General features: G+C 38.9%; 24 protein-coding genes, 1 pseudogene and 1 other annotated feature. Of the genes and pseudogenes, 2 read left to right on the top strand and 23 right to left on the bottom strand.

Going from position 1 to position 26,642, the window contains the following annotated elements; genetic code table 11:
• Positions 1-141: 141 nt before the first annotated feature.
• The 7 genes from A5889_RS15360 to A5889_RS15330 form a co-directional block, all read right to left on the bottom strand.
• Positions 142-1,422 carry a hypothetical protein gene (locus A5889_RS15360; protein ID WP_087639661.1) on the bottom strand — a complete coding sequence of 427 codons (1,281 nt, stop codon included), beginning with the start codon at positions 1,420-1,422 and terminating at the stop codon, positions 142-144.
• A gap of 132 nt (positions 1,423-1,554) precedes the next feature.
• Complete coding sequence (locus A5889_RS15355; protein WP_087639660.1) at positions 1,555-2,319, bottom strand: class I SAM-dependent methyltransferase; 765 nt, start codon at positions 2,317-2,319, stop codon at positions 1,555-1,557.
• 28 nt (positions 2,320-2,347) lie between these two features.
• On the bottom strand, positions 2,348-2,935 hold the full coding sequence (gene leuD / locus A5889_RS15350) for a 3-isopropylmalate dehydratase small subunit (RefSeq protein WP_087639659.1): 588 nt from the start codon (positions 2,933-2,935) through the stop codon (positions 2,348-2,350).
• Positions 2,935-4,311, bottom strand: a complete 1,377-nt coding sequence (gene leuC, locus A5889_RS15345) for a 3-isopropylmalate dehydratase large subunit (protein ID WP_087639658.1) — start codon at positions 4,309-4,311, stop codon at positions 2,935-2,937. Before leuC ends, leuD begins: the two co-directional genes overlap by 1 nt.
• 1 nt (position 4,312) lies before the next feature.
• Positions 4,313-5,359 (bottom strand): 3-isopropylmalate dehydrogenase, encoded by a 1,047-nt coding sequence (gene leuB, locus A5889_RS15340; protein ID WP_087639657.1) that lies wholly within the window; start codon positions 5,357-5,359, stop codon positions 4,313-4,315.
• Complete coding sequence (locus A5889_RS15335) at positions 5,359-6,876, bottom strand: 2-isopropylmalate synthase (RefSeq protein WP_087639656.1); 1,518 nt, start codon at positions 6,874-6,876, stop codon at positions 5,359-5,361. Before A5889_RS15335 ends, leuB begins: the two co-directional genes overlap by 1 nt.
• 780 nt (positions 6,877-7,656) lie before the next feature.
• Positions 7,657-8,937 (bottom strand): O-acetylhomoserine aminocarboxypropyltransferase/cysteine synthase family protein, encoded by a 1,281-nt coding sequence (locus A5889_RS15330; protein WP_087639655.1) that lies wholly within the window; start codon positions 8,935-8,937, stop codon positions 7,657-7,659.
• A gap of 553 nt (positions 8,938-9,490) precedes the next feature.
• Positions 9,491-9,743, bottom strand: a binding site (T-box leader).
• Between the two features lie 151 nt (positions 9,744-9,894).
• On the opposite strand from A5889_RS15330, the gene A5889_RS15325 reads away from it, so the two are divergent.
• Entirely contained in the window at positions 9,895-10,251 is a 357-nt protein-coding gene (locus tag A5889_RS15325) for a hypothetical protein (protein WP_087639654.1), read from the top strand.
• 32 nt (positions 10,252-10,283) lie between these two features.
• Entirely contained in the window at positions 10,284-10,445 is a 162-nt protein-coding gene (locus A5889_RS15320; RefSeq protein WP_087639653.1) for a hypothetical protein, read from the top strand.
• A 355-nt stretch (positions 10,446-10,800) separates the two neighbouring features.
• Here the strand turns inward: A5889_RS15320 and A5889_RS15315 are convergent, their stop codons facing one another.
• From A5889_RS15315 to A5889_RS15240, 16 genes and pseudogenes are all read right to left on the bottom strand, one after another.
• Complete coding sequence (locus A5889_RS15315; RefSeq protein ID WP_087639652.1) at positions 10,801-11,235, bottom strand: hypothetical protein; 435 nt, start codon at positions 11,233-11,235, stop codon at positions 10,801-10,803.
• Positions 11,236-11,379: 144 nt separating this feature from the next.
• Entirely contained in the window at positions 11,380-11,967 is a 588-nt protein-coding gene (locus A5889_RS15310) for an ATP-dependent Clp protease proteolytic subunit (protein ID WP_087639651.1), read from the bottom strand.
• Positions 11,968-12,133: 166 nt separating this feature from the next.
• Positions 12,134-14,848, bottom strand: coding sequence for a cation-translocating P-type ATPase (locus A5889_RS15305; RefSeq protein ID WP_087639650.1), 2,715 nt, complete (start codon positions 14,846-14,848; stop codon positions 12,134-12,136).
• Between the two features lie 456 nt (positions 14,849-15,304).
• Entirely contained in the window at positions 15,305-15,670 is a 366-nt protein-coding gene (locus tag A5889_RS15300) for a hypothetical protein (RefSeq protein ID WP_087639649.1), read from the bottom strand.
• 49 nt (positions 15,671-15,719) lie between these two features.
• Positions 15,720-16,466, bottom strand: coding sequence for a tRNA 2-thiocytidine biosynthesis TtcA family protein (locus A5889_RS15295; RefSeq protein WP_087639648.1), 747 nt, complete (start codon positions 16,464-16,466; stop codon positions 15,720-15,722).
• A gap of 18 nt (positions 16,467-16,484) precedes the next feature.
• Positions 16,485-18,320, bottom strand: coding sequence for an LTA synthase family protein (locus A5889_RS15290; protein ID WP_087639647.1), 1,836 nt, complete (start codon positions 18,318-18,320; stop codon positions 16,485-16,487).
• Between the two features lie 122 nt (positions 18,321-18,442).
• Positions 18,443-18,595 (bottom strand): putative metal homeostasis protein, encoded by a 153-nt coding sequence (locus A5889_RS15285; RefSeq protein WP_176372751.1) that lies wholly within the window; start codon positions 18,593-18,595, stop codon positions 18,443-18,445.
• Between the two features lie 25 nt (positions 18,596-18,620).
• Complete coding sequence (rpsN, locus tag A5889_RS15280) at positions 18,621-18,890, bottom strand: 30S ribosomal protein S14 (protein WP_087639646.1); 270 nt, start codon at positions 18,888-18,890, stop codon at positions 18,621-18,623.
• 142 nt (positions 18,891-19,032) lie between these two features.
• Positions 19,033-19,707 (bottom strand): annotated as a pseudogene (locus A5889_RS15275) (hypothetical protein).
• Between the two features lie 234 nt (positions 19,708-19,941).
• Positions 19,942-20,928 (bottom strand): ABC transporter permease, encoded by a 987-nt coding sequence (locus A5889_RS15270; RefSeq protein ID WP_087639645.1) that lies wholly within the window; start codon positions 20,926-20,928, stop codon positions 19,942-19,944.
• Positions 20,928-22,064 carry an ABC transporter permease subunit gene (locus A5889_RS15265; protein ID WP_087639644.1) on the bottom strand — a complete coding sequence of 379 codons (1,137 nt, stop codon included), beginning with the start codon at positions 22,062-22,064 and terminating at the stop codon, positions 20,928-20,930. The genes A5889_RS15270 and A5889_RS15265 overlap by 1 nt, the downstream gene beginning before the upstream one ends.
• Entirely contained in the window at positions 22,061-22,957 is an 897-nt protein-coding gene (locus A5889_RS15260; protein ID WP_087639643.1) for an ABC transporter ATP-binding protein, read from the bottom strand. Before A5889_RS15260 ends, A5889_RS15265 begins: the two co-directional genes overlap by 4 nt.
• Positions 22,958-23,139: 182 nt before the next feature.
• Positions 23,140-24,144, bottom strand: coding sequence for a sulfate/molybdate ABC transporter ATP-binding protein (locus tag A5889_RS15255; RefSeq protein ID WP_087639642.1), 1,005 nt, complete (start codon positions 24,142-24,144; stop codon positions 23,140-23,142).
• Positions 24,141-24,812 (bottom strand): molybdate ABC transporter permease subunit, encoded by a 672-nt coding sequence (modB, locus tag A5889_RS15250; protein WP_087639641.1) that lies wholly within the window; start codon positions 24,810-24,812, stop codon positions 24,141-24,143. The genes A5889_RS15255 and modB overlap by 4 nt, the downstream gene beginning before the upstream one ends.
• A gap of 9 nt (positions 24,813-24,821) precedes the next feature.
• Positions 24,822-25,640, bottom strand: a complete 819-nt coding sequence (gene modA / locus A5889_RS15245) for a molybdate ABC transporter substrate-binding protein (RefSeq protein ID WP_087639640.1) — start codon at positions 25,638-25,640, stop codon at positions 24,822-24,824.
• Positions 25,641-25,661: 21 nt separating this feature from the next.
• Complete coding sequence (locus A5889_RS15240; RefSeq protein ID WP_087639639.1) at positions 25,662-26,636, bottom strand: molybdopterin-binding protein; 975 nt, start codon at positions 26,634-26,636, stop codon at positions 25,662-25,664.
• Positions 26,637-26,642 lie beyond the last annotated feature (6 nt).

Raw genomic sequence — 26,642 nt, 5'->3', positions numbered from 1 at the left:
TTTTTCAAATGTTCTGTCTAATTGATCAAATGATGTTTATAAAAAACTTTTATTTCTTACTAATTTCACTTTATCGTTTCATACAAAAACAGGCAATCCAGAAAATAACCATTTTCCAAATCACCTGTTTCCATAACTATTTTATTTTTGAACCCTAATCAAATCCACTACATCCCGCGGATTTCCTACATCTACACTAACGACTCTCGCTTGATCTAAAATTCCTTGTGTCAATGCTCTCACTTTTTCCGGATCATTCGCAACCTCTGCACCAATTTGCCAATGGCTTGGTACTGGATATACATTGATCGTCCCATTTCGGTTACTTGTATAAACGATCTGTCCTTCAGCACTATAACCACCATAAAGCATAATAGCATCCGTTGGATATGTCACACTACCTGCATCGTATGGATTGAGTGGTGTTCCCGCAGGAATCACCTTTGCATGCAGCTCCGATGGTTTCACGCCGATCAATGTCAACCACACACGAGCATATTCGATCTGGTCATCTGAATAACCCAGAAGCATTTTATCATCACCTGTTGCTTGTTCTACCGCTTTATTGGCATCTGCTTTGGCTTTTTCTAGTGCGTTATTGACTTCTTGCTCTGCCGCTTTTTGCTGCTGCGTCAATGCATTGATTTGTCCTTGCGTGTCGATCATCGCTTTCATTAAAATCAATTTGGCTGTAAAGGTCGTTTTCAGCTCTTCGTTTTTAACCTTTTCGATTTCTTTGTTTAAAGTATCATAGTTGCTTTTCTGAACGGTTTCTTTAGGCACATTTCCATCAAATGACTCGTTGAGTAATTTTTTGATTTTTTCAACTTGATCGACTTGTTCCGTCGCATTTTTTAGAATCGATTCAATTGCTTCTTGCCATTTTCCTTTTAGCTCCTTGTTGTCTTTGAGCTCATCTGTGACTGTGGTGATTTTTTCTTTCTTCAAATCGACTGTGATCGGTAATTGATCTTTGACGTTATCGCCTTTCAGCGCTGGTTCTTTTGAGCTGAATAGTTCATTTGTCTTTGTTTGTATCTCTAATTTATCATTGGCTAAAGCTGTTTTTTTCTGTAGCACTTGAATATTTGTTTCAGCTTTGTCGGCTGTGACTTTCTTGCCGTATTCACGTTTGATTTTTTCAATTTCTGTTTGTTTCTTTAACAACTTTTCTTTCGTTTCTTTGATCGTTGCAGGTTTGATTTCTTTGTTTAGAAATTCTTGTTTGTCCTCGTAAAGTGCTGCAACATCTTTCGATAACTCACCATCTTTTGCTGTTGTTTTTTCGATGGCTGCGATTTCATTTTGCGCGGCGGTGATTTTTTTCTTTTCACTTGCTTGCTTTTGAAGTAAAACTGCACCGATGATCGCAAGAATCACCACGACTACACCGATCGAGATCCCCAAAACTTTCTTCTTCATTCCCCAAAACACTCCTGTCTTTCCAACTTTTCTTTTTTTGTTTCTATTGCTAGTTTAGCACATTTATTCAATCTGTCATTTAAAAGATGAGACAAAAAAAGAACTACTGAAAATCAATAGTCCTTCTTTTACTTATTTGCTTCTTTTTTCTGCTCGTTTAACTGCGTGGATTCTCAATCTGCGGTAATCGGCTTCCCAATGATCTTCTTTCCATAAAACAGGTTTTAACTTCTGATCCATGTTTTCGAGAACTATTTCTTTTTGTTCTAGGGTCAGTTCTGCTAACTCGTTCGGATAAAATTGTTCCATCCATTGACGTAACCCAAAAGCACCTTCTTTTAATGGTGTAGGTCGCTCATATTCTAAAATTTCGATGCGATCAAAATGGTTTTTTTCAAGTAATTTTTGATAGTCTTCGGATGAAGTAAAGCAAAACGGTTCCTCTAAAGAAATCTCATACGCAGCTAACTCTTCACGAAAAGCATCTCGAATGGCTTGAACATTGCCAACCGCACCAAATTCACAAATCAACTCACCACCATCAACCAATAGCTGATGAATATTTTGAAGCAAACGATCTTGATCTGGAATCCAATGAAAAACAGCGTTTGAAAAAGCAATGTCATAAGAGTCAAATCCTGTCACAGGATCTAAAATATCTCCCTTTATAAATGACAACTCTGGAAATTTATTCGTCGCTTGCGTGATCATTGCTTCGGATCGTTCAATGCCTGTTACGCTGTGACCTAATGCAGCAATTTGCTTAGTCAATTCTCCTGTACCGCTGCCAATATCGATCACTCGTTTTGGCTCCTTAGGTAATAATTCTAATAAACCAGCACCGTATTTAAAGATAAAATCATGCGTGGTATTGTATTTTTTTGCATCCCAGTCCATCTGTCCCCTCTTTTCTCTACCGATGTACTTACTGCCAATAAGCAGGAATTTTCGCTTCATAAGCAGTGATTTCGTCAGCATGGCCCAAGCTAATGGCAATATCATCCAAGCCATTCACCAGCTTGTGCTTCCATGTGCCATCGATCTCAAATGTATACGTCGCATTAGGTGCTATGAGTTGCTGGTTCGGCAGATCGATCGTGATCGTTTCATCTGCTTTGAGCTGTGCCAAAGCTGTTAATTCTTCCCGCTTTAAAACGATCGGCAGTAAGCCGTTTTTAGTCGCATTCATATAAAAGATATCGCTAAAGCTTCCGGCGATGATCGCTCTAAAACCATAATCTGCTAATGCCCAAGCCGCGTGTTCTCGAGATGATCCTGAACCAAAGTTATCGCCGGAGATCAGAATCGTTGCTTCTTTATATTGCGGTTCGTTTAAGGTAAAGTCAGGATTTGGTGTACGATCTGGCAAATAACGCCATTCATCAAATAAAAATTCCCCAAATCCTGTTTTTTCGATGCGTTTCAGAAATGATTTTGGAATGATCTGATCCGTATCGATATTATCATTCATCAGCGGAACCGTGGTTCCTGTATGTTGTGTAAATGCCTCCATTATGCACCAAGCTCCTTTCGAATATCGACAAATGTTCCTTCAAGTGCAGCTGTTGCGGCCATTGCGGGGCTGCAAAGATGCGTTCTAGCCCCTTTTCCTTGACGGCCTTCAAAGTTTCGGTTTGAAGTGGAAGCACAGTGAACACCTGCTGGTACTTGATCAGGATTCATGCCCAAACACATTGAACAGCCTGGTTCACGCCATTCAAAGCCGGCTTCTGTGAAAATTTTATCCAAACCGATTTTTTCTGCCGCTTTTCGAACAGGTCTGGACCCTGGTACCACGATTGCTGTGATCCCCTCTTTGACTTTTTTACCTTTGACGATTCGAGCAGCCTCTTCCAAATCAGATAGTCGACCATTCGTACAAGATCCGATAAAGACATAGCCGATCTCAATATCAGATGGGCGTTGTCCCGGTTTAAGATCCATATAATTATAAGCACGTTCATCATTCATATCTTTGATTTCTGGGAAAGTTCCTGTAACTGGAATGCCCATTTCCGGGTTTGTGCCCCAAGTAATATATGGCACAAGCTCATCTGCATTCAATTCTAGATCCACATCGTATACAGCATCAGGATCGCTTGGTAGTTTTTTCCAATCCGCGATCGCTGCTTCCATATCTTCCGGCGCATATTCTCTACCGCGCACGTACTCAAAGGTTTTTTCATCCGGCGCCATCATCCCCATTTTCGCACCACCTTCGATCGCCATGTTACAAATCGTCATTCGTTCTTCCATTGTCAGGCTTTCGATCGTTTCACCATAGAATTCAACAGCATAGCCGACACCGAAATCAACTCCGTATTTTGCGATCAACGCTAGGATGATATCTTTTGCATACACGCCTTTTGCTAATTTCCCTGTGATTTTCACGCCCATCGATTTGGGCTTGTTTTGCCAAATACATTGTGTGGCAAAAACATGTTCGACTTCACTTGTCCCGATCCCAAAAGCTAATGCACCAAAAGCACCGTGTGTTGCGGTATGAGAATCACCACAAACAATTGTTTTTCCCGGCTGAGTCAAGCCAGTTTCCGGACCGACCATATGAACGATCCCTTGACGGTCGCTGCCGTTATCACATAGCGTGATGCCGAATTCGTCACAGTTTTTTTGAAGTGCTTCGATTTGTTTTTTTGCTACTAGGTCTGTGATATTGAAGATATCTTTTGTTGGAACATTATGATCCATCGTAGCAAATGTGCGATCTGGTCGACGGACTTTCCGCCCCGCTTCTCTCAATCCTTCAAATGCTTGCGGCGACGTCACTTCATGAATCAAATGAAGATTGATATAAAGCAGCTGCGGTTCGCCTTCTTTCCCGCTGACCACATGTTGTTCCCAAAGCTTATCAAATAATGTTTTTCCCATATTAAGCACCTCTCAATTCTGTTAATACCGCTTCTGTAAATTCAGTCGTAGTCGCTTTACCGCCAAGATCTGTTGTTAAAATCCCTTGATTCATGACACGGTCACAAGCAGCTTCGATTTTTTGTGCTGATCGTTCTAACCCAAATGACTGACGAAGCATCATCGCCGCAGATAAAATCATCGACATCGGATTGGCTTTATTTTGATTGGCAATATCTGGCGCTGATCCGTGAATCGGTTCATATAATGATGGACCCGTTTCACTATGACTAGCACTTGGCATCATTCCTAGTGAACCAGGAATGACTGACGCTTCATCACTTAAAATATCGCCAAACAGATTCTCTGTCACGATCACATCAAATTGTTTTGGTCTTTGGATCATGACCATCGCCGCAGAGTCGACAAGCTGATGCTCCAACGTGCAATCCGGAAATTCTGCTGCTACTTCTTCCGCTGTGTGACGCCACAATTTACTCGTAGATAGTACATTGGCTTTATCAACAGAAGTTACTTTTTTGTTTCTTGTACGAGCGATTTCAAAGGCTTTGCGGATGATTCTTTGGATCTCTGCCTTTGAGTAAGTACAAAGATCTGATGCTTCTGTGTCACCTAATTGTTTTTCGCCAAAATAGATACCGCCTGTCAACTCACGTACGACAACAAAGTCGACGCCGCGAACATTTTCTTCTTTTAATGGAGATAAATGAACCACTGCATCTGGCACAGAAATTGGACGAATATTGGCAAATAGTCCTAACGCTTTTCTTAACGCCAGTAACCCTTGTTCTGGACGTTTTGGAGCGTTGTCCCATTTCGGTCCGCCGATCGCACCAAGTAAAATCGCATCTGCTTTTTTACAGGCTTCCAGCGTTTCTTCAGGCAGAGGATCCCCTTTTTGATCGATTCCAGCGCCGCCAAAAGCAAAACGCTCGATATCAAATTCTAAGTTATCTTGAACCATGATCTCCTCTAAAATCGTTAAAGCACTATCCATGATTTCTGCGCCAATGCCGTCTCCCGGCAAGGCAATGATTTTTTTACTCATTATGCTTTCCCCACTTCTTTTTGAAATTGTTCACTTGCTTTGACATACGCTTTTGCCGATGCTTGTAGTACGTCAAAATCGATACCGATGCCGTTATAATGCGTATTCTCTTGATCCGCTAAGGTCACATGGACTTCTGCTTGAGCATCTTCCCCGCCTGTGACTGATTTAATGTAGTATTCTTTTAAATTAGGTTTTTGGCCAAAGATTTTATCGATCGAATTGTAGATTGCTTGAATACTTCCTGAGCCGATCGCCGATTCTGTTTTTGCTTCTTCCCCTGTATCGATGGAAACAATTGCCCCTTGATTACCATCAGAAACATATTGCAACTGTACTCGCTCCAGCCGATAAGCGTCATTTGATTCTTGGCTTTGACCGACCATCAATGCAATGAGGTCATCTTCTGTTACTTGTTTCTTTTTATCAGCGAGTGACTTGAATCGTTTGAAGGCATCTTTCAGTTCATCCTCTGTTAGCTGGTAACCCAATGTCTCCATTTTAGCGGCAAAGGCATGACGGCCGGATAACTTACCAAGCGGCAATGAGTTTTCGTTGACGCCAACCAATGATGGAGTGATGATTTCATACGTATCAGGATTTTTTAGCACGCCGTCCTGATGAATCCCTGATTCGTGTGCATAGGCGTTTGCTCCGATAATGGCTTTATTTCTGGGTACAGCTACACCAGATAAACGGCTGACCAAATCGCTGGTCCGTTTCGTTTCATTTAATGTGATCTTGCTTTCTGCTTGATAAAAGTCTTTTCTGATGTACAAAGCCAAGGCTACTTCTTCAAGCGCAGTATTTCCTGCACGCTCACCAATGCCGTTCACTGTTCCTTCTACACGACGTGCGCCGTTTTCGATCGCAGCTAGTGCATTGGCTGTCGCCATTCCTAAGTCATCATGACAGTGGGAAGAAAAAATGATTTCTTGATCACTTTGGATATTCTCGATCAAAAACTTGAACAACGCGCCGTATTCGGAAGGATTAGAGTAACCAACTGTATCAGGAACATTGATGATCGTGGCACCAGCATCGATCGCTGTTTGAACTGCTTTTAATAGGAAGTCCTTTTCTGTTCGTGTGGCATCCTCCGGAGAAAATTGAACTTTTTCAAACTTGGTTTTAGCATAGCTGACATGTTCTTTGATTGAAGCAATCACTTCATCAGGTGTCATTTTCAGCTTATATTCCATATGGACAGGGCTTGTCGCTAAGAATACATGGATTTGCGGATGCTTAGCATGTTGAAGGGCTTCATGAGCGCGGTCGATATCCGCTTTTTGGCAACGAGCTAACCCAGCAACCGTCATTTTTTCTACATTTTCTGCAATGGCTTTGACGGCTTCAAAATCACCCACAGAAGCGATCGGAAAGCCGGCTTCGATCGTATCGATCCCCCATTTTTCCAGTTGTTTAGCGATTTGGACTTTTTCTTTTGTGTTGAAATTTACACCTGGCGTTTGTTCGCCATCCCGTAGTGTTGTGTCGAAGAATTGAATCTGTTTCATTTTGCATACATCCTTTCTGGTAAATTACTTCTTCATTTTTTTAGTGGTATTTTTTTAGTTTGATACGTTCTTATCATGTGGTTGTTTTGCTTTTTTGCCTTGGGCTACTCATGTATGAAGCTTCGCTCATTCTATTCGCCAAGTATTGCGCATCATCAGCTCTGCAAACAATCGCTGTATCTTTGTACGAATGAAACTTCGCTCTCTCCGCTCGCCAAGTATTGCGCGACATCAGCTCTGCAAGCAGTCGCTGTGTCTTTCTACGAATGATACTTCGCTCTCTTCGTTCGCCAAGTATTGCGCGACATCAGCTCTGCAAGCAATCGCTGTGATTTGCAATAAAAAAGCATCCCACGATATGGGATGCTTGTCATCCCGTTCATGCAATGCGAAAACAGGACTCTCAACTTCTGATTGAAAAAGCAGCTTATTTGCTCGCTTCTAAAGATCAGTGTGATGAGTCCTTCACTAATAATAAGAATGTAATTGTTGTGATTTGTTTGTCCATGATCGTCAACATCCTTTATTGTCAGAATTTTTGAATAATTCAAACTATAGTCATAAAGATACAGAACTTTTCTATCAAAGTCAATAGTTTTATGAGAATTTTTTTAAGAATCGATTATTCTACCTTATCAACTTTCTAAATACGAATAAACGGCGAGAAAAAAGTAGCTCCTTCGGAAATAATCTGAAATTCACAAAAATTTGAAAAGCAATTTTCGTGGATTCCTTCTTATTTCTCGGAGCTAAACACTTTTGTCTCAGCCTCTTTTTTGTTTAGATTTTCGCTAAAGCTTGTTCTAAGTCTGATAAGATGTCATCAACATTCTCGATACCGATCGATAAGCGAATCAATTCAGGAGAAGTTCCTGAGACCTTCAGTTCTTCTTCGCTTAATTGGGAATGTGTGGTTGATGCTGGATGGATGATCAATGATTTTGCATCACCGACATTTGCCAATAAAGAAAATAGTTCCACATGATTGATCAAGTTTTTCCCAGCTTCTGCTCCGCCTTTGACACCAAATGTAAAAATCGATCCCGCTCCTTTCGGCAAATACTTTTCAGCTAAGGTATGATATTTATTATCAGGCAATCCAGGATAGTTGACCCAATCGACTTTCGGATGCTTCACTAAGAATTCCGCGACTTTTTGGGCATTTTCTACATGACGTTCTAATCTCAAGGAAAGTGTTTCTAAACCTAAAATCAGCAAGAAACTATTGAAGGGCGAAATTGCGGCTCCTGTATCTCTCAGTAATGACACACGTAAACGAGTAATAAAAGCGGCTGCACCAACATCCTCAGTATAAGATAAGCCATGATAACTTGGATCAGGGTCGACCAATTTAGGAAATTTTCCATTCGCCCAATTGAATTTTCCAGAATCGATCACCACACCGCCTAAAGCAACACCATGTCCACCGATGAATTTTGTTGCTGAGTAAACGACGATATCTGCGCCAAAGTCAAACGGACGAGTTAGATAAGCGGTAGCAAAGGTATTATCGACGATCAGCGGTAACTCGTACTTGTGAGCAATGTCTGCGATTGCTTCAATGTCTGCAACATTCGTACTGGGATTTCCGATCGTTTCAACAAAAATCGCTTTCGTATTTTCTTTGATCGCTTCCTCAAAATTAGCCAACTCATCTGGATCAACAAAAGTTGTTGTGATGCCAAATTCAGGTAACGTATGGGCAAACAAATTGAAGGTTCCACCATAAAGAGTTGATGCAGAGACAATATGATCGCCGCTGCTGGCAAGGTTTTGAATGGCATAGGTGATTGCTGCTGTGCCTGAAGCAACAGCTACAGCACCCACACCACCTTCTAATTCATTCAAACGATCTTCTAATACGGCCGTCGTCGGATTGGTGATCCGTGTATAGATATTGCCCGCTTTTGATAAAGCAAATTTTTCTGCTGCATCTTGCGTATCATCAAATGTGTAGGAGGTTGTTTGATAGATCGGTACCGCTCTAGAGTTCGTGTCTTTATCGGGGGTATGTCCTCCGTGAATTTGGATGGTTTCAAAGTGATAGTTTTGGTTTGTCATTATGCTTCATTCCTTTTCTTTTAAATTTAGTTGATTTTATTCGTTTGCTGCACATGTCACCTTCTTGCATAATGACCACCTCTTTCTGGATTGTTCTCATTGAAAAGAATTTATAGCGATTATCAGATCTGATAGTAGAAAATCTGACACCTGATACTTTAAATATGGTACCTCGTTGTCTTTTGTGATCTTAGTTATCACAGAGAGTTATTCATTCTGAATTTTTCTTTTTCAGCCTCACTTATTGTTCTTTGATTGATTTAGCTGAACTAGTTGTGGTCCTTTGACTTTCCATGATCAGCTTAGAGGGGATTGGGTGACTCACTAGTATGGGGGCTTCGTTCTCTCTTTGGTCGCCAAGTACTGTTCATCATCCGCTCTTTTTTGACTCTTTTTGAAGTTGTTTCTCCTCTTTCGGGTTGAATTCAAGCGTTGGGTGATTCACTAGTATGGACACTTCGCTCCCTTTGGTCGCCAAGTACTGTTCATCATCTACTCTGGCGTAGCCAGTCGTAGTGATGAACAACAAAAAGCCCTCTACCAACCTATGCTAGTAAAGGGCGACGATCGCGGTACCACCTTTATTGGAAAATCATTTCCATCTCAAGCCAAACAATAAATCACTTTATGATTTGGCGCTTTGTTAACGGTAGCAGCCGTAAAAATCAAATCGATTTTTCCTCTCCAAGATCATTTTCGACAAATGTCCATTACTTTCTTCCACCATCCGAAAGCTCTCTCGCTTCAGCAAAAAATCTTTGCTGAATAAATGTTTTTTTGTGTACTCTTCTTTTCAATGAGTTTTGATATTGAATCAATATTAGAACATACTCATTTATTTGTCAACATTTTTTCATATTAAATTTATTGATCAAAATTAATTAGGTTCAAATAAGGGTTCCTGTTTTTCTTTCTACTCATTTTTTATTATACTTAAATAAAATGGAGGTCGATCGAATGTCAGAACATATTGAAAAAGTGGATTTTCTTTTATCTTATTTATCAGAGATCCATACAAAGAGCCTGTCTTTGTATGATTTAGTCACCAGCCGTCCTCGGCCTGAAGAATCTCGGATTCTTTTGAATATCAATGAGGTCTTTACCTACTATCATAGTATCCGGATTTTTTATATTAGTAATGATGAGATTTCTTCCGATGCAGTTCAGCCCTTTTTTACTGCGTTTGAAGAGTTCTACTTTGAGTTGAAACAAGTTTTCTTCCTTGAAGATGACAACAGCGCACTTCTTTATAATAAGTTATCTGCGATGAAAGATGCTTTTGAGCAGTTGACGAATGATTTTAATGTTTTATAATAGAGAAGACAACAAATAAAGAAGGTGCACAAATGGATCAAAGCGAAGTATTGGATCGCTTGCGCGAAGAGTTGGAGATTCCATTTTTTAATGGATCGATCGAAGAACGTGAATACACAGAAGAAGAATATCAAAAAATCAAAGCTGATCTTGTTCAGTATTTTGATGATTACGTTCGAAATGTAGAAAACTGATACGACTACGTCGTTAAAATTAAAAGATGGGATAAAACAAAAATGTTTTATCTCATCTTTTTTATGATTAATATAATTATTTATTTACATAAAATAACTGCCATTTTTTAAAATCAGTGTAATATAAATAATATTTTTTATTTTATATTTTGATTCAAATAATAATGAAAGAAAAAACCACCGGTCAAACTGACCGATGGAAAAGGAGTATTACTCAATAAGAGTAAAATGAAAAATAAAAAGGTTGTTGTTGGTATGAATATATAATACAACAAATATTTTTCATTGTCTACTAAAAATAACGTTAAAAAGAAATTAAATACCATTTCTTTTTGTCAATTTTTCGTTTATATTTTTATTTTTTTAACAAAAGATTACTCATTCTAGTGATCGCAAATGAGATATCATCTGTTGCTTTGTCTTGTTTCTCTTCTGAAGCGTTGAACAAGTCAACATCTATTCCTTTTTCTGGATCTAAAGATAGAATCATTTCATTACAGCCAGCTAAATATTCAATATATGAGCGCTCAAATTTTTTATGGATGCCCATTACTCGAGCGGGCGGGCGTAATTGTGACACTTTCTCCAGCATCGTTTCGTATTCTTTTGTTCCATCTTGGAATATGCGTTGGATCTCAACAATACGCTCGGGAGCTAGCTCTGTTACCTTATCTTCGTCGATTGCTTTACGAACTTCTTCGTAATATTCGTTCATTTTTTCGCCGACTTCTTCTGTTTCTTTTACAATATCATTGATGTTTTGCACATAATAGCCTAAATTGGGTTTCAAATTCTTTCCTACTTTCTTTTGATGATCACCTAATTTTACACTTTTTCATAGGGTGATGACAAGGAGAATCTTTCAAAACAGCTTTTTTCTAATCATTTTGATAAAAAAACTGCAAGTCACTTGTACTTGCAGTTCGTTCTTATTTTACTGGATTTCATCGCTTGTATCGATGATCTTAGATACCATTCCATAATCTTTTGCTTCTTCAGCAGACATCCAGAAATTACGGTCTGTATCTTTTGCGATTTTTTCATACGTTTGACCAGTTGCTGCAGCAATCAAACGGTTTACACGCTCACGCATACGGATGATTTCTTTGGCCTCGATCTGAATCTCAGTACTTTGGCCTTGAACACCGCCAGCTGGTTGATGGATCATGTAACGAGTATTTGGCAAGCTGTATCTATTTTTAGCTTCAGCAGCCAAATAAATCGTAATACCCGCACTTGCTACCCAGCCGGTACCAACAACGATCACTTCTGGTTTGACAAACTTGATCATATCATGGATCGTGTCTCCTGCTTCAACATGTCCGCCTTGGCTATTGATAAAAATTTTGATTGGCTCATCACCCATCGCTGCTAATAAAAGTAATTGTGAGGTTACTTCCCGCGCTAGATCCTGATTGATCTCACCATAAATCAAAATCGTTCTCTCTTCAAAAAGTTTTTTCATAAATGCATTTGGTTGTTGTTTTTCTTCTGTTTCTTCATTTTCATCTAAATAGTTCATAATGAATGACCTCCATATTTTAAAGCTGAATATCTATATTAATAATACCGTAATCTAAAAATTTGTCCACTTATTTGACTTATTTTGACCTTAAAATTTTCTTCATGCTCCTATACTGAACCATAGAAAAAAAGATAGCCGAATATTCGACTATCTTTTACTAATTTTATATCCCTTTACCCATTTTTCGTTGAACAAATTTTACAACTTCAACGATAGGAATGATCGCAAAGGATGTTCCTGCAACGATTGCCCATTGGTACGCATCTAGTGATGTTACACTAAACAAATCGTTGAATCCTGGAATAACGATCGTAGCGGCTAACAATAGGAAGGAAACTAAAATCGCCCAGTTGAACGATTTGTTTCGGAATAAGCCAACTTTGAAAATCGATTGATAAATCGATTTTACGTTGAACGCATGGAACAATTGAATCAATCCTAATGTCGCAAATGCCATAGTCAATGCATCTCCATGTTGTAAATCATATAACGCCTGTGCAGATAAGTTTGGCATATTTGCCGCTGTATGCGCAGGAAACTCGATGGCCATTTTATAAACGATCAATGTCAAAGCACCTTGAGTGATCCCTTGATAAATGACACTGCTCAAGACACCACCTGAGAAGAAGTTCGATTTCTTACCACGAGGCGCATGACTCATCACGTCACGTTCTGCCGGCTCAACACCTAAAGCAATCGCTGGGAAAGTATCCGTTACTAAGTTGATCCACAATAAATGAACTGGTAGTAATGTATCCCAAGCTAACATTGTTGCAATAAAGAGTGTCAATACTTCCCCTAAGTTGGCAGAAAGTAGGTATTGAATCGTTTTTTGGATATTTGAGAAAACTTTACGTCCTTCTTCAACGGCTACAATAATCGTTGAGAAGTTGTCATCTGCCAAGACCATATCAGAGGCACCTTTCGATACTTCCGTACCAGTGATCCCCATACCAATACCGATATCCGCTGCTTTTAAGGCTGGTGCATCATTCACACCGTCACCTGTCATGGCAACGACCTTACCTTCTTGCTGCCATGCTTTAACGATACGAACTTTATGTTCAGGAGATACACGGGCATAAACAGAGTAATGTCCAACGACTTTTGCAAAAGCTTCATCTGATAACTCATTCAATTCAGCGCCTGTGATCACTGCATCGTCATCGCCTTCTTTGATAATGCCAAGACGAGCAGCAATGGCTTCCGCTGTATCTCTGTGGTCACCTGTGATCATGATCGGACGAATACCAGCTTCTTTAGCTACTTTAACCGCTTCTGCTGCTTCTTTACGTTCAGGGTCGATCATACCAACTAGACCAGCAAATACTAGACCATTTTCAACGACAGCTGAATCCATTTCAGCAGGAACTGCATCAACGAATTTATATGCCATTCCTAATACACGTAACGCTTGTTTCGCCATTTTCGTGTTGTTTGTTAAAATTTCTTTGCGTTCTTGATCATTTAATGCTGTTGTTTGACCATTTAATAATACTTGCTCACAGCGTTTTAGCAACTCATCGGGTGCACCTTTGACTGCAACTAAGAATTTGCCATCCACTAATTGGTGAACAGTTGTCATCAATTTACGATCAGAGTCAAACGGAATTTCAGCTACACGAGGCTCCGCTGCAACTTTTTCAGTAACATTGAAGCCATGGTCTAAACCGAATTGAACTAAAGCCGTTTCGGTTGGATCACCGATCAATGTACCATCTTGAGCAAATTTTGTATCATTAGTATAGTTCATGATTTTTAAAGCCATGTTATCCATTGCTACATCTTCAGATGCTGCAGCGACTTTATTGTCTGTATATAATGCTTCAACAGTCATTTGATTCAGAGTCAACGTACCCGTCTTATCTGAACAAATGATATCTGTACTACCCAATGTCTCAACGGCTGGAAGTTTACGCACGATCGCATTTTTCTTCGCCATTTTTTGTGTTCCTAAAGCCAAAATGATCGTAACGATTGCCGGTAAACCTTCCGGAATCGCAGCAACAGCTAATGAAATCGAAGTCAATAGCATATCGATCCATGTTCTACCGTTCATCATTCCAACAACAAACATGATCGCAGCGATCACTAAAATCGCGATCGTCAACATTTTACCTAATTGATTCAAGTTTTGCTTCAATGGTGTTTCTGTTTCTTGTTCGTTTGCTAGCATGCCGGCGATTTTACCGACCTCGGTATTCATACCAGTACCGACAACTACCCCTATCCCACGACCATAAGTGACATTACTATTTGAATAAGCCATATTGATACGATCACCGATACCGATATCTTCTGGCGTACCTTCTAAAACAGTTGCTTCTTTTTCAACTGGAACTGATTCACCAGTCAAAGCTGCTTCTTCAATTTTCAAACTAGCTGCTTCTAATAAACGTAAATCCGCCGGCACTACGTCGCCAGCTTCTAATAAGACGATATCTCCTGGCACTAATTCATCACTTTTGACTGTGATCACATGGCCATCACGACGAATGTTCGCATTTGGTGAAGACATTTCTTTTAGTGCTTCGATCGCTTGCTCTGCTTTGGCTTCTTGGATCACACCGAAAATCGCATTCAATACAACAACGAGTAAGATGATGATCGAATCCACGACATCATGTGAGAATACCGCTGAAATCACTGCAGCAAATAGTAATACGATGATCATAAAATCTTTAAACTGTTCAAAGAACTTCACGACGATCGATTTCTTTTTCCCTTCATCCAGAGCATTTGCTCCGTAACTCTCTAACCTTTTTTTAGCCTCTTGATCCGTTAGACCTTCAGCAGTCGTACCCATCTTTTCCAGAACTGTTGCTTCCGGCTGAGTATAAAATGCTTCAGCTAATTGAACCTTTTTTTCTTCTGACATATTCTTCCTCCTCTGTAATTTGCAGCTACTTACATCTATTTTACTTCATAATAGCGAAACGAACACGTATTAGACCTCTATAAAGAGAAGCTGGTTCGTAGCAAAAACGAAAAAAAATAGACCTCTGTATGCTACCTAAATAGAACATACATAAGTCTCACTGATTAAGACAACACCAGAAATTTCTTTCGGAGTTGGTGATGTTGTCGCAGCTTAAGCCGCCAGTTACTCCCTCATGAAATAATATGATGGTGATCTTTGAGGTACGATCACCAATAATTATTGCTGAAATTAATTATACCTGTTCTTTTAGTGTTTTTCAAATGAAATCGTATTGATTTTCAGAAAAATTTCTAAAACAAATTTTAAGCTCTCACTATATAGAAATTTGGATAATTATTTACATATATGGAATATATATTACTACCTCTTTTCAAAATCGACTGAACCAATTCATTAATTACTCGTTTTTGAATTTTTCAATAAGCGTGTTAGAACTTTTTCTTTTTTCTTTAGTCGCACAATAAATTTAATGCTATAAGATATAATCACAATAAAAAAGAAAATAAGTGCTATCATTGCCGTCAAATTGGATAAAAATGATATTGGTTCTTTGATCGCATCTGTTCTTCTAAATAAAATCATCATGATGGTAGTAATTACATAACAAATTAAGCTGATGATCCCTATACATCTAGCGGTTTTCACTATAATATTTAAATAATTAATAAATATACTTTTTTCTTTGTTAACCTCTTCAATCACTTTTTTTACCAACTCAAGTTTTTCTTTCTCCGTAAGATTTTCCATCCCTTTTCTCATATCTCTACTCCTTTATTCCGCTTAGCATTTCAGTTTATGATGCACACAATCATACAGAGGTTTTCGTCCAAAAGTTTTCCGTCGTTCCTTGCTCCATTCCCATGATAAACTTCTCGCGAATATCAGGATAGCTCTGTGATAAATTCGTGACGACCTGCTTGATTTCCTCGCGTTTAGTCTTCTTATCTACTGGGCAAGGATTGAAGATCACTGGTAACTCTTCTCTCTTAACAAAACGAATGATCTCTTTTTCTTCTATATAAAGTAGCGGACGGATCAGTGTGATATCTGTTTTAGACAAATAACTTCGCGGTTCAAAACTTGCCAGCTGCCCATGGAAAAAGAAGTTCATGAAATACGTTTCGATCGCATCATCTAAATGGTGCCCTAAAGCGACTTTGTTACAACCTAATTCTTTTGCTCGATTATATAAAATACCTCGTCGTAATTTTGCACATAATGAACATGGTGAACGCTCCTCACGAATATCAAAAACGACCTGAGCAATATTTGTAGGAACAACATCCAATGTATAACCTAGCTCTTCTACAAACGCCTGCATCGGTGCAATATCCACATCAAAGCCCATTGCTAAGGTAATTGGCACGATCTCAAATTCAAAGCCTAAACGCTTTTGCTTACTGATCATATCCAAAAAATATAATAAACTGGTGCTGTCTTTACCACCACTCATACCAATCGCTACTTTATCGCCTGGCTGGATCATTTGATGATTCAAGACAGCTCGGCGGATTGGATTGTAGTAGACTTGATTGTCTTTCTTTTTAAAACTCATCTTGTGCTCCTTTAGACTTTAATCAAAAAAATCATTTTTTAGACTATATTGCTCACCAGAAACGATATCATATTGAATCATCCGATAATCTTCATACAGCTCTTCTTGTGACTGCGTCAGTTTCAACGTTTTATTCCACTTGTCATTCGTATAATAGAAACTTTTTTCAAAGGCTGGAACCTGTTCTTCAAGTTGACTTAGTAATTGATAAAAGCCAGTCATTTGTAAATCACTTTGATCGAACAACGTTGGTGCGAAGTAAAAAGGACTTGTGATCGCATCATGTGTTTTTTGTTTACTTAATGATCCTTGAGTATCATACATCAGGAATTCTGTTTGGTGCATCATTACCTCATCGTTCATTTCTTTGATCTCATCTGAATAGATACTTGGTAAATGATCGCCCCAAAAAACAACTAAGGTTCGCCTTTTGACATTTTTTAATTCCTCAGTAAATTCTTTCAATGCAGCACTGCTATAGGCAATATCCTGCATGTAGCTATCGATCGCGGTTTTATTCCCTTGCCCTTGAGATGAATACTCTATATTAGTATATTTATCACTATAAGGCATATGTGTCTGCATCGTTACTAGATGGACAAATTGTGGTTGCTGATCGTCTTTTAAAAGATCAAGAACTTCTTTATACGCAGATTGATCTGAAATATAGGGATTGTTTTGCAGTTTTTCTTTATACTTCATCGTATCTTCACTAATAAACTGATCAAAACCTAACACGTTATAGACATCTTTACGCTTATACATTGAGGTATTGTAAGGATGGATCGCTGTTGCTCGATAGTCCTGATTTTTCAACAAGGAAACAACCGACGGAATCTCATCCATTTTAGGTACTAACATAGTATACGGTGTCGTCATTTGCGGATTGAATAGTTCCATTGAGAAGCTGGTCAATGCTTCAAATTCGATATTAGCCGTTCCACCACCGTAATTTTGAGAAAGCATTTTACCGCTATAAGTTTTATCTGCTACTTCATAATAATCTTTTAGTGGATTCTTATTTGCGGTTACCCCTGCTAGATGCTGTGGATCAGAAAAGCTTTCGCTCATCACAAAAATAATGTTCGGTTGTTCTTCTTCAGCATCTTTCATTGCTGTGACCTGTTTATTGTATTTCTCGGTGATTTCTGCAATCGTTTTTTTAGAGTAATTGTCCGGCTCATCCATTGCTTCGACTTTTAAATTAAATAAAAAGCCACCCATAAAGCCTGTGTTATAGTAATTCATTTTTTGACTATACGGAATCCACAACGCCGTTTTGTCGTATTGCTTACGTAACAGATTGTTTGGATTATTGAAATCACTGATATACACTAATAATCCAATCGTGACGATCAAGCCAGTCACACGAACGATTTGCATTTTTTTCGATAATAAACGACTTTTGTAGATTGCTCGGCAAAAAAAGACTAGGGCAATCGCTGCAATCAGTACGATCACAATAAAAGGAACGGTTCCGATCATTTCTCTTAGCAGCCCGAATTCGGTGATCATTTTTAGATCATCAGGATAAATAGGCTCTGTCCGGTAAAACATCTTCTGATAGTCTGCAAAGCCTAAGATAGCGATCGTTATGGCATAAAGAACACTCCCCAGTAGAAAAGAGCCAGCTAGACTGATCAAAAATAGCAAGAATACCAGTAAAACCAAGCAGCCTAAGATAAATTTTTCTGTATGCCAAGAAAAGGCAAATTTTAGCATTAAATCCGTAGATAATTCATTTTGACACCATTGCAGATATAGGTTGCTGATGACTACCAACAGAATCAGCCCAATCAAGATCAGAGGATAGCTGACTGATTTTTTCTTAAATATTTGTAATTTTTTCTTCACAACGTTCTCCCTTTTCTTTTCCCTAAACACATTCTCTAATATTTTATGCTTAGACGAAAAAAAAGTAAAGCTTCCCCTTGGAATGCTTTACTTTTTTATAGAAGAAATGGTCATTTTCTTCTTCAACTATTGATCGTACTAGCGTTGTTTAAAGCCACCGCTCGATTTTTTTTCTCCCGCTTATACTGCTGAATGATCTTCAGTGCACGTTTACGTGTCTTTCGATTGGTGCATTTTAATCTTCTGCGTGCGCTTGAAATGTCTTGTTTTTCCATTGTTTCTCCCCCAAAAGCTTTATTATTACCAGCTAGCTTTATGTACACCGGGAATTTGTCCTGCGTGTGCCAGCGTTCTAAAATTGATCCGTGACATGCCGAATTTTCGCATATACGCTCTTGGTCTTCCATCGATCAAATCGCGGTTTTTTAAGCGATTTGGGTTTGAATCTTTTGGTAATTTTGCCAGTGCTGCGTAATCTTTATTGGCTTTTAATTCTTGTCGTAGTTCAGCATATTTTTCGATCAATGCTTGTTGTTGCTTTGCTTTGGCAATTTTTGATTTTTTCGCCATATTCTTATCTCCCTCCTTCAAATCGTAATCATTTCGTTTTAAGAGAGATAAGGATAGCACTAGATCAATAGAAATGCAAGCTTTTCGTTTGATTTTTTCTGCGTTTACAGACTAAGCAATAGCACCCATGCCATACTCAGCGTTATAAAACAAGTGCAGTCGCAGTTTCTTTCAGAACTTCATTTAACTTTTGAATATGCTCTTTTTCGATCGTCTGTAACCATTCTTCGGCAGCTTCTTGTCCATTTTGGGCAAACGATGTCACCCCTTCTTTCCAAGTCGCTCCACCGCAGAGAACGCCATTAAATGTGGAACTAGACTCTTTTGCAAAATATAAGATTTGTTGAAACAACTCACTGCTAACACCAGCACTTAAGAAAATAAACGGAAGCTTCGTTGTTTCGGCTTGTGCTTTGAACAGGTCCTGAGGTTCTTTTTTTGTAGAGCACACCTCGTCTCCAACCCCTTCGACATACGCCATATTTACTAGTACTTCCACTTTTAACACATCAACATTAAAGCGCGTTTCACTAAAAAGCTTCATTAGCGATCAAAAGACCGGCGTCTAGATCACGAAGTGCGGCTGCCGACAGACCATATTCCGGATCTAAAAGGATTGCTGACGCATAAGGAGTCAAATCACGGTAAACTAATTCCTTAAAATGAATGATCGCTTCATCAGACGTTTCCTGTCCGCTAGCTTTTTTGATCATCTTTTTAAAGAGCCACGTTGATCAATCGCAAGAGTTGCAATGATTCCATCCTCATTCACCATTCTTCTTAGTGCTTTTATTTTTTTATCTGTCATTATCTTCATTAGAACACGACTTTAACAGTCATATTCTAAGCGCTTTTGTCATGCATAATTTTCCTTTAATGTGTCTGTCCGCTTCTAGGACGATCTTCTCTTTAAAACCTATAGCTTCCAACGCTGCAGATTTTTCTTAAAACCAAGTATCCCTATCATCAGAAGAAGTATGATCCCTATTAAAAGAGAAAGAATACCATTTACTAAATTGATTTGGTTATTATGTAGCACTCGAGGTAAACACTAATTGGCATAGTATTCTTGATTTTCGATCGAAAACAAACTAAATGGACGAAAATCATACCCGACAAAAACCTTGCTAACATTCAAATAAGTAAATGGATTGAAGTGAGCGATTTTTCTAAAAAAATCATACTTACTCGTAGCAATAAGATACCCTTCAACTAAGATCAACAGTGTTCCCACTAAGCTGAAACTAGTTTTCTTCAACAGTAAACTCATCAAGAAATGTAGGGCAAAGCCAAAACCTAATACAAAGGAAAACAATAACAGTACAATTCCGAGCAATTGAATGATAGGTATCAGCTCCATTGATTTTTCAGTAAAGACTATTACCGGATAGCTGAAAGAACTGCTTCCTGAAAAAATCGTCGCCCAGATCCATCCGGCAAATAAGATAAGAATCAGTGTAAGCAATGACTGACTCCAAACCAGGAAATATTTTGTAAGGTACAAGCGCACTCGATTGATCGGCTGAGACAGATAAAAATATAAACTATTTTCTTCCAGTTCCTTCGACAGCGTATCTCCAAAGAGAAATAAGAAGCAAGTAATACCGATAAATGAAGCAACATAAGCGCATAAAATCATTGTAAAAAGGCTATTTTTAGTCCCAAAACGTAGTGACTGTGGTGTCAACTGACGTTTCAGCAATTCTTGATTCAGCGCTGTTCTATAAAAAGGATAGGTGGGTAAAGTCAGTTTTCCTTCTAAAGAAATTCCTTTGTCTGCATCTGCACGAAATCCATCTTCCTGACTGACGATTCCTTGGTTTATCTCTTCCAAATATACTTTTATTGCTTCTCCATATTGATTGTTACGTATTTGATGTTCAACCTGGCTTGACGCCAACATCTCTTGTTGTTCTTGTTTTTCCAATAATGTATTCACACAGAATAAAACAACTGTCAATAATAGAAATAAGCTGAGCAGCAAATAATTTTTTCTAGTTCGCCAAGTCTTCTTTAGCTCAAATACAAGACTATTCATCACCACTCATCCCCCAAATAGTTATTCCAGACGATTCCTAAAACAAGATTCCATACCAGTAATACACAACATTTAAAGAGATAAGAGCCATCTTGCAGCATGGTCACTTTTAGATTGGAATCCATATAGAACAGTGGAAATAGTACAGTCAATTGTTCTGGAAGCGACAAGACATTAGCTAAAATGTTTGGAACTAAAACGACAACTAAAAATAGACTCAGAACTTCTAAGCTATTTTTTAATCCTATTGCAAGCAGCTGTAACAGCTGCAACACAAAAAGAATAAACAATATTTGTAGAAACAATGATTCAACTAGATACTGCCACATTGGAATGAAATAAAAACCCTTTCCTGTATGGATCGTTATAGGATAACCAGCACTCCCCATTCCATAAAAAAAACTGGCTACTACGAAACCTAGCAACAGCAACCCTAAAAATACACCTATAGCGACGAGCGCACTCAACATAAATTTCCGCTTATAAACAGCCTTTTTACTGACGGGCTGAACAGCCAAAAACAAATAATTTCGGCGTTCATATTCAGCAGTCAAATAATCAAAAAAGAACAAACCGATCACTATGAGCAACAAATAATTCGTCCAATTATTTAATAAATAATAAACGAAACTGATTCCCTGTTGCCCGATCGACAAATCGATCACTGATAGTCCACGAGTTAAAAGCCAATTGTTTCGCTCCAGCTTTTCTTTGATATTCGTCTCATTTTTCCATTCTTCTCCACCCAAATCCAAGTATTTCTGCTGAAGCTTAAGACGTTCTGTCTGGATAGATGTTTTCTCCATCCAATCTTTGTTGATTTGTGCGGTATTTTCGTCCTCCAGAAGGTAAACAATATCGATCAATATTTGCTTCATCTGTTCACCATTTTTGTCAATAAACGTTCCAGATCCATCAACAAGTTGGAGTAATTTATAATTTTCCACAGGGCCAGCATATCCTTGCGGCGGATCTATCTCATCATTGATCGCCTTTAAATGATCAAAGACGGCTTGATCCTCTGTTTGGTTTTTATAATGAAGATTCCCTAATGATAGAAAAACAGAAAAAATTAAACACACTAGCAAAAGGATGTTTTTAGGCTGCTTTGACCATTTTTTCCATTCAAACGTCATGGCGATACCTGCAATCGATCTGTAAACAGGTTAAAGTAAATCGTTTCTAAATAACCGCTGAGTAATTGCTGATCTAAAATCTGAATATGTTCTTCTTTGCAAAATGAATAAAATACCTCCAGTTTCTGTTTTGAAAATTCCGCTTGAAATTTATAGTCAGAAAGACGTTCAGTAGGAACATCGATTCTTGAAAGAAATGAAAGAACCTTATCTATTTCTTGAACGACAATATCGTACAGAACTGTTTCCAGCTCCACTTCTTCTTGTGTTATCAATCGGCCATCATATAAAAAGTAAACATCTTCAGTGATTTTTTCGATTTCATTCAGGTTATGAGACGACAAGATGATCGTTACTCCTTGTTTGTTCAGCTTCAGCATGATCTTCCTGATTTTCAAAATACTGTTTGGATCCAGCCCATTCAACGGCTCATCCATCAGCAACACTTTCGGAGCACTCAACAAGGCAACGCCCAACAATAAACGCTGTTTCATTCCCAAAGAATAATGTTTTACTTTTTTCTTCACATAGTCTTCCAGTTCAAGCTCCTGAATCAATTCCCTAAGCTTGGTTTTTGATACGTCATGCTCTTTTCTGATAAATTCTAAATGATCCAATCCTGTCAAGTTACTGTAGAGGATGGATGAGTCTTGTAAATAAGAAAGAGTGTAAAACATTCGATAATCTGTATTTGTTTTGCCTAAAACTTCGATAGCTCCCTCATCAGGTCGATCAATGTTTGCAATAATATTCAATAATGTTGTTTTCCCAGTACCGTTCGGGGCGACAAGAGCGATTATTTTTGGCTCAGTAATAGACAAATCAAGTTCATCTAATACCATATGATCGCCAAAATACTTTCTGACCCCTTTTATTTCTAAAATGTGCTCCATGAATAAATTCTCCTTCAAATCGATCTCCATTTCGATTTCTTAATCAAATCTTATCATATCATTGATCCTTTACTAATTTTTAGAATATAGTGTGAATAATCTGTGAATAAGCAAAAAATAGATGCATTTTCAGAAACCGATTTTCTGAAAATACATCTATACGAATCACTTTCATTAAGCTGCTATTCAGTCAACAGCATGATTGACTGGGGTAAAACAGTCAATGTTTTTATCTCCTGAACCTCTACTTGTTTACTGCCTTTCCACCAAAGCTTTGTCCCACGGTGAGAAAACCAGCTATTTTGTTCAAAAGGTGTTTGCTGTGAAAAACCATACTCGACCTCTAATTGATTCACTCCCGAAGTATCCAATAGAAAATCATGAGCTCTGATCCCAATATGAGAATGTCTTGGCAATACTTCTTGTGCTACGGTCAAAGGTATGGACCAACCAGTCACTAAAACCGTATGCGCATCTATTCGTTTTATCGGGAAAATATTTTTACAGCCCGTCAGCTGGGCTGCTGCTAGGGTTTGCGGTTGTTTAAATAAGGTATCTGTTTCTCCCTGCAAACAAGTCTCTTCCGTCATGATCATCAGCTCAGGACACAAACGGTACAACTCATCTAAGCTATGACTGACGATCAAGATATTTCCGCTAAAAGAAGACAAACGCTTTTGTAGCTCAAGCTGAAGCTCTTCCTTCAATGAAGTATCCAACGCAGAAAAAGGTTCATCCAGCAACAATAATTCCGGCTCCGAGGCTAACATCCGAGCTAATGCTGCACGCTGCTTTTGACCGCCGGAGATTTGATGCGGATAGCTATTTCGGCTGTTTTCTAAATGAAACATCTCTAACAGTTCTGAAATCAGCTGACGATTCTTTGTGACACTAGCTAAGTTCTTATACACCGTTAAATGGGGAAACAGGGCGTATTGTTGAAATAATAAGCCTACATTTCGTTTTTGTGGTGACAAGTCGATAGTCGCTTCTTTGTCGAATAACACTCGATCACCTAATTGGATCCGACCTGAATCTGGCGTTTCGATTCCAGCAATACATTTTAGCAGCATACTTTTTCCGCAGCCGGAAGCGCCTAAAACACCTAAAGTAGTTGCTTCTATATCAAAGGCAGCGTGCAATGTATGGTTCTGCAGTCTTTTTTTGATATCCACGCTTAGTTTCATGATTTATGCCTCCATGACTTTCGACCAAAGAATTCCGTCATAAAAAGAATCAATAAGCAAATAATGACGATGACCCACACATAGTTTTGAGCTAAAGCCCAATCTCCAGCAGCGACAGCTGAATAGATCGCTAATGGTAAGGTTCGTGTTTTTCCTGCGATATTTCCTGCCAGCATCGTTGTAGCACCAAATTCACCCAATCCTCTGGCAAACGCTAAAACTCCACCAGCCAATAAACCATTCAAAGATAAAGGCAAAGCGATTTTGAAGAAAATTTTCATTTCTGAGAATCCCAAAGTTCGTGCAGCAGAAAAAAGATCCCCATCAATTTGCTCAAAGGCTGCGATTGCGGAGCGATACATCAATGGAAAGGACACAGCTACTGCCGCAATCACTGTTGCTTTCCATGAAAAAACGACTTTTACCGCAAAAAAATCCAGCAAAAACTTCCCAATCGGTTGCTGGACACCAAAAATATCAAGTAAGAAAAAGCCAAAAACCGTTGGCGGTAGCACCAGCGGCAAGGTAAATAAGCTATTGAAAATGAGTTTTAAATTTTGCTTTTTCATACGGAAAATCAAATAAGCAATGATCGTACCACTGAAAAAAGTAAAAATGATTGCAACGATCGCTGTTTTGAATGAAATAATAATTGGACTTAAATCCATCAGACTCACCTACTTATTGATAATAAACCCTGTATCTTCAAAATATTTTGCGACTTCCTCACTTTGTAAAAATGTAAGGAAGCTTTCCGCCGTCTCTTTTTCTTTCGAACTTGAGATGATTCCTACTGGATAGATGATCGGTTCATTAAGTATGTCATCAGGCATCACAGCAACGACATTTACTTTATCACTAGAGGCAGCATCCGTTGCATAAACCAGTCCAACTTGGGCACTTCCCTCTGCGACCCAATTCAAAACTTCTGTAACATTCGTACCAAAGCTCGCATGTTCTCTCACATATGCCCAATCACCAGTTGCTTTTAGTCCTTTTTCAGCGTATTGTCCTGCTGGAACACTCGCTGGATCGCCGACTGCAATCGTTTCTGCCTTGTTCAGATCACTGAATAAGTGCCAATTTTCCTTAGATGCACTCGGTACGATCATCACTAGCTGATTTTTCAGCAGCGGTACGACACTTTTTTCTTCGATCAATTTTTGTTCAGTCAACGCAGCCATTTGTTTTGTTGCAGCTGAAAAAAATATGTCGGCCTCCAAACCTTTTTCGATTTGCGTTTGGAGTTTCCCCGAACTATCATAATTGCCTTCGATCGTCGTCATTGGATGCTCTTTGATGTATGCGGGAATGATCTGATTCTCCATGACTTCCTCTAAACTGGCAGCTGCTGCGATCAATAAATGATGTTCTTTTGACTGACTAGCGGAATTTGCGGTCGTTGTTTTTTTGGTGTCATTGGCTGTGCAAGCGGATAAAAGAAAGCATACTGCGAAGATCCAGCCTAGAATACATGATTTTCTTAGGTGCTTCATCGTTTCACTCCTTCACTAAGACTATAAATAACCGCCGTAACCCAAGCCGATAATTTCAGCTTTATTTATGTTATCTTTGGCCATGATCCTAGGCAGCAATAAATCAAACACCGTACGTTTAGAATATAAGACTCCGCCAGGCAAACCGACGATCGTCTTTTCATTTAAGTATGCAAGTAAAAGCATCGATCCCGGCAAAACAGGTGTCCCATGAGAAATGATTTCTGCTCCAGTCTGCTTGATAGCCAAAGGTGTTCGATCATCCGGATCCACACTCATCCCACCGGTACAAAAAATAATATCTGCTCCAGCTTCCAGCATACTCTCGATAGCCTGAGTGATCTGATGAGGTTCGTCATTGACGATCGTATGAAACTTGATTTCTGCCGTCGGATAGTCAGCCAGCTTTTCTTTGATCACTGGGCCAAACGCATCCTTGATCAAACCATTGTAGATCTCACTGCCAGTCGTCACAATACCAATCGTCACTTTTTCAAACGGAATCAACGACAATATAGGGTCGGTCCCTACAGCTTGTTCAGCTTCGACCAAAGCAGCTGATTCAATTTCTAAGGGAATGATTCGCGTACCAGCTATTTTTTGTCCGGCACGGACTTTTTGATTCGTGGGAAGTGTTGCAGTGGCCATCCCCGAAACTGCATTTAGTCTAAACAATAATTCTCGATCGACTTTCAGTAGTCCATCACGTTCAGCAACTACTTCTATCTTTCCTTCTGAAACTGGCGTTGCGTTCATAAACTCACTCGCTAGAAGTTGATACAAAAAGTCAGCTGCTTCATTTTCATGGATCAAGTTCGACTGTTCTGATCGTAAAAATAAATGTTCTTTTCCTAACGAGAGCAGTATCGGAATATCTTCTGCAGTCACACGATGTCCTTTTCGAAAAGCCACGCCTTTGAACTCACCTTTGACGATTTTAGTAATGTCTTGATAGAGGATCAACCCTTGTGAATCGATCGTTTTTACTACTTTCATCGTTTT

The sequence above is a fragment of the Enterococcus sp. 9D6_DIV0238 genome (genome assembly GCF_002174455.2).
GTDB classification, from domain to species: Bacteria; Bacillota; Bacilli; order Lactobacillales; family Enterococcaceae; genus Enterococcus_L; species Enterococcus_L dunnyi.
This window is presented reverse-complemented; position numbering and strand designations above follow the sequence as displayed.

Coding starts and splice junctions, on each gene's coding strand:
- A5889_RS15360 (WP_087639661.1), bottom strand. CDS start 1,422: ATGAAGAAGAAAGTTTTGGGGATCTCGATCGGTGTAGTCGTGGTGATT.
- A5889_RS15355 (WP_087639660.1), bottom strand. CDS start 2,319: ATGGACTGGGATGCAAAAAAATACAATACCACGCATGATTTTATCTTT.
- leuD (WP_087639659.1), bottom strand. CDS start 2,935: ATGGAGGCATTTACACAACATACAGGAACCACGGTTCCGCTGATGAAT.
- leuC (WP_087639658.1), bottom strand. CDS start 4,311: ATGGGAAAAACATTATTTGATAAGCTTTGGGAACAACATGTGGTCAGC.
- leuB (WP_087639657.1), bottom strand. CDS start 5,359: ATGAGTAAAAAAATCATTGCCTTGCCGGGAGACGGCATTGGCGCAGAA.
- A5889_RS15335 (WP_087639656.1), bottom strand. CDS start 6,876: ATGAAACAGATTCAATTCTTCGACACAACACTACGGGATGGCGAACAA.
- A5889_RS15330 (WP_087639655.1), bottom strand. CDS start 8,937: ATGACAAACCAAAACTATCACTTTGAAACCATCCAAATTCACGGAGGA.
- A5889_RS15325 (WP_087639654.1), top strand. CDS start 9,895: ATGTCAGAACATATTGAAAAAGTGGATTTTCTTTTATCTTATTTATCA.
- A5889_RS15320 (WP_087639653.1), top strand. CDS start 10,284: ATGGATCAAAGCGAAGTATTGGATCGCTTGCGCGAAGAGTTGGAGATT.
- A5889_RS15310 (WP_087639651.1), bottom strand. CDS start 11,967: ATGAACTATTTAGATGAAAATGAAGAAACAGAAGAAAAACAACAACCA.
- A5889_RS15305 (WP_087639650.1), bottom strand. CDS start 14,848: ATGTCAGAAGAAAAAAAGGTTCAATTAGCTGAAGCATTTTATACTCAG.
- A5889_RS15300 (WP_087639649.1), bottom strand. CDS start 15,670: ATGAGAAAAGGGATGGAAAATCTTACGGAGAAAGAAAAACTTGAGTTG.
- A5889_RS15295 (WP_087639648.1), bottom strand. CDS start 16,466: ATGAGTTTTAAAAAGAAAGACAATCAAGTCTACTACAATCCAATCCGC.
- A5889_RS15285 (WP_176372751.1), bottom strand. CDS start 18,595: ATGGAAAAACAAGACATTTCAAGCGCACGCAGAAGATTAAAATGCACC.
- rpsN (WP_087639646.1), bottom strand. CDS start 18,890: ATGGCGAAAAAATCAAAAATTGCCAAAGCAAAGCAACAACAAGCATTG.
- A5889_RS15270 (WP_087639645.1), bottom strand. CDS start 20,928: ATGAATAGTCTTGTATTTGAGCTAAAGAAGACTTGGCGAACTAGAAAA.
- A5889_RS15265 (WP_087639644.1), bottom strand. CDS start 22,064: ATGACGTTTGAATGGAAAAAATGGTCAAAGCAGCCTAAAAACATCCTT.
- A5889_RS15260 (WP_087639643.1), bottom strand. CDS start 22,957: ATGGAGCACATTTTAGAAATAAAAGGGGTCAGAAAGTATTTTGGCGAT.
- A5889_RS15255 (WP_087639642.1), bottom strand. CDS start 24,144: ATGAAACTAAGCGTGGATATCAAAAAAAGACTGCAGAACCATACATTG.
- modB (WP_087639641.1), bottom strand. CDS start 24,812: ATGGATTTAAGTCCAATTATTATTTCATTCAAAACAGCGATCGTTGCA.
- modA (WP_087639640.1), bottom strand. CDS start 25,640: ATGAAGCACCTAAGAAAATCATGTATTCTAGGCTGGATCTTCGCAGTA.
- A5889_RS15240 (WP_087639639.1), bottom strand. CDS start 26,636: ATGAAAGTAGTAAAAACGATCGATTCACAAGGGTTGATCCTCTATCAA.